Consider the following 2,193-nt stretch of genomic DNA (forward strand, 5'->3'; position numbering starts at 1 on the left):
GCCCGGCCCGAAAGCGCCAGGCCCGAACATGCCCGTCCGGAATAGCGCCGCCGCGGCCGGCTTCGGCACCGCCCACTGGCCGGTCGAGATCCGGCTGGAGAAGGCGGAGCGCCGGCTGGAGATCGACTTCGACGACGGCAGCCGATTCGTCTACCCGGCCGAATTCCTGCGCGTCGAAAGCCCGTCGGCCGAGGTCCAGGGCCACGGGCCGGGGCAGAAGCAGCTCGTCGCCGGCCGCCGCGAGGTCGGCATCCTCGATCTCGAACCGGTGGGCAACTACGCGGTGCGCATCCGCTTCGACGACCTGCACGACACCGGCATCTTCTCCTGGGCCTATCTCTACGAGATCGGCCGCGACCGCGAACGGCTGTGGAAGAACTACCTCGCCGCCCTGGAGGCCGCCGGAAAGTCGCGCGAGCCGGGCACCTGACCAGAAAATTTCCTTACTGACGTCCAAGGTACCGGATATTATCCGGACATGGACGATATCGACCGCATTCTCCTCGACGCCATCCAGGCCGACGGCCGGCGCCCGCTCGCCGCGCTCGCGGCCGAGGTCGGCCTCTCGACCTCCGCCGTCAACGAGCGCCTGCGGCGGCTGGCCGCCGAGGGCACATTGGCCGGCACCCACGGCCGGGTCGATCCCCGGCGGGCGGGCTTCGACGTCTGCGCCTTCGTCGAGGTGCTGCTGGCCGCCCCCGGCGACGATGCCGGCTTCATCGCCGGCTGCCTCGGCGAGCCGCAGGTGCAGGAGTGCCACCATGTCACCGGCGACTGGTCCTACCTCCTGAAGGTGCGGGCCCGGAACACGGCCGATCTCGAGCGGCTGATCGGCCGCACCATCAAGGCGTGGCCCGGCGTCGTCCGCACCCGCACCACGCTCGCCCTCTCCTCCCCCAAGGAGACGGCGGCGCTGCCCTGCGCCGCCGCGCCATGCTGACGCTCTTCGCCAAGGGTTTCGCCCTCGGCCTCGCCATCGCGGCCCCGGTCGGGCCGATCGGCCTGCTCTGCATCCGCCGCACGCTGGCGGACGGGCCGGCGCTCGGCTTCGCGACGGGACTGGGCGCCGCCACCGCCGACGCCGCCTACGGCGCGGTCGCCGGCTTCGGCCTCGCCGCTGTCGCCGATGCGATGATGGCGGGCCGGACCTGGCTCGCCGCGCTCGGCGGCATCGTGCTGCTGTGGCTCGGCTGGCGGACGGCGACGGCGGCGCCGGCCGCCCGGGCCGCCGACGGCGGCGGCGCCCGCAGCCTCGTCGTCGCCTGGAGCACGACGGTGCTGCTGACGCTCACCAATCCCGCCACCATCCTCTCCTTCGCCGCCGCCTTCGCCGCCCTCGGGCTCGGCGAATGGGCGGGAGACCATGGCGCTTCCCTGGTGCTGGTGCTGGGCGTCTTCCTCGGTTCGGCCGCCTGGTGGCTCGGCCTGTCGCTCGCGGTCGCCCGGCTGCGGGCGCGGATCGGTCCGGCGGCCCTCGCCTGGATCAACCGGCTGGGCGGCGGCGCGCTCGTCCTCTTCGGACTGATCGCAATCTACGCGGCGCTCGTCTGAGCGCCGCCCGCACGGGCGGCGCGCACCTGACGGACCAGTTCCCGGCGCACCGCGCCCGCATCCGTGCAGGGCTCGGCGAAGTCGACCCGGAGTACGGCGGCGCCGAGGCGCAGGTCGCAGCCCTCGACATCGACGCCGGTCATGCGCCAGCCGACCTCGCGGCTGCCGGCCGCCCGGGCGTAGAGCTGGATCGCATCCGGGTGGTCGGCATTCATGTGCCCGACGATCCCGGCCTCGGCGGCCGCCACCTCGCCCGGATCGACGGGAGGACCGAGCCGATCGCCGGCGAGCCAGCGGATGCGGCCGAAGCCGGCGACGAGATGCGCCCGCTCGGGTTGGACGCGGTAGAGGCGGAAGTCGGCGAAGCCCGCATACTGCGCCGCGTCCGGGTGGCGGGCGAGATAGCGGGCGCGGGCCGCCCCGTCCCCGACCACGGCCGCCCGGCCGAGCAGCGACAGGCGCTGGCCGGCGAGCGGGCGCTCGAGCCCCACCGTGCCGTCGAACAGCAGCGAGACCCGGGCGTCGGCGGCGATGTTGCGGCTGTGGTCGGCGAGGTCGGAGAGCAGCAGCAGCGGCCGGCCCGCGGCGTCGGCCGCCACCAGCACCAGCGAGGCGTAGGGCCAGCCCGCCGCGTCGCGCTGG

Annotated in this window: 4 protein-coding genes; 3 read left to right on the forward strand and 1 reads right to left on the reverse strand. The window is 74.5% G+C overall.

Annotated elements, in window-relative coordinates; genetic code table 11:
• The first annotated feature begins 28 nt into the window (after nucleotides 1-28).
• Genes ACE3Q3_RS13315 through ACE3Q3_RS13325 form a run of 3 tightly spaced genes read left to right on the forward strand, consistent with a single transcriptional unit; the run spans nucleotide 29 to nucleotide 1,551 of the window.
• On the forward strand, nucleotides 29-430 hold the full coding sequence (locus ACE3Q3_RS13315) for a gamma-butyrobetaine hydroxylase-like domain-containing protein (protein ID WP_374446812.1): 402 nt from the start codon (nucleotides 29-31) through the stop codon (nucleotides 428-430).
• A gap of 48 nt (nucleotides 431-478) precedes the next feature.
• Entirely contained in the window at nucleotides 479-940 is a 462-nt protein-coding gene (locus ACE3Q3_RS13320) for an Lrp/AsnC family transcriptional regulator (protein WP_374446814.1), read from the forward strand.
• Nucleotides 934-1,551 carry a LysE family translocator gene (locus tag ACE3Q3_RS13325; RefSeq protein WP_374446816.1) on the forward strand — a complete coding sequence of 206 codons (618 nt, stop codon included), beginning with the start codon at nucleotides 934-936 and terminating at the stop codon, nucleotides 1,549-1,551. Before ACE3Q3_RS13320 ends, ACE3Q3_RS13325 begins: the two co-directional genes overlap by 7 nt.
• Here the strand turns inward: ACE3Q3_RS13325 and ACE3Q3_RS13330 are convergent.
• Nucleotides 1,533-2,193, reverse strand: a 661-nt coding sequence (locus ACE3Q3_RS13330) for a HugZ family protein (RefSeq protein ID WP_374446818.1), incomplete at its 5' end; no start/stop codon positions are given. The genes ACE3Q3_RS13325 and ACE3Q3_RS13330 overlap by 19 nt on opposite strands.

Origin of the sequence: Allostella sp., assembly GCF_041913585.1 — a bacterium.
GTDB lineage: Bacteria > Pseudomonadota > Alphaproteobacteria > ATCC43930 > Allostellaceae > Allostella.